This is a genomic window from Ancylomarina longa (assembly GCF_003996985.1).
In the GTDB taxonomy this organism is placed as follows: domain Bacteria; phylum Bacteroidota; class Bacteroidia; order Bacteroidales; family Marinifilaceae; genus Ancylomarina_A; species Ancylomarina_A longa.
In genome coordinates, this window is record NZ_RJJX01000232.1 from 1 (window position 1) to 446 (window position 446).

The 446-nt window shown below is 33.2% G+C and carries 2 protein-coding genes; both read right to left on the reverse strand.

Annotated elements, in window-relative coordinates; all coding sequences use genetic code 11:
- A partial coding sequence (locus tag DLK05_RS17055) for a hypothetical protein (RefSeq protein ID WP_010589591.1) occupies window positions 1–132 on the reverse strand: 132 nt, incomplete at its 3' end.
- A gap of 74 nt (window positions 133–206) precedes the next feature.
- Window positions 207–368 carry a hypothetical protein gene (locus DLK05_RS17710; RefSeq protein WP_209319967.1) on the reverse strand — a complete coding sequence of 54 codons (162 nt, stop codon included), beginning with the start codon at window positions 366–368 and terminating at the stop codon, window positions 207–209.
- Window positions 369–446: the final 78 nt, after the last annotated feature.

Consider the following 446-nt stretch of genomic DNA (forward strand, 5'->3'; position numbering starts at 1 on the left):
ATCGATGATTTGGTTTTGATGTAAATCGAATTGAGTAGAAAGTTCAGCGAGTGTGTGGTCGCCTTTAATTGCTGCGAGAGCAACTTTAACTTTAAACTCTGCTGAATGATTACGACGTTTTCTTCGTGTCATGGTTGACTCCAAAAACAAGCATTTCCCATGCTTATTGGGGAGTAGATTATCACTTATAGGCGTGGTCTAAAATCCTAGAACCACATCACACCTTGAAATATGGTTTTTAGAATTTCAAAGACTTCGTTGTAAGCATCAATATATTTACCATCAGATGGTATTTTTGATCCGTTAGCTAAGAAAGCAATTAAATTTTCTTCATCTAGATTACTATTAGGATTGTATAAGGCAGACATATGAATCTCTTATCAATTAAAGTGCTGTACTTTAATAGAGATAAGTTATCTAAGGAAAAATTTATTTAACATAAAATC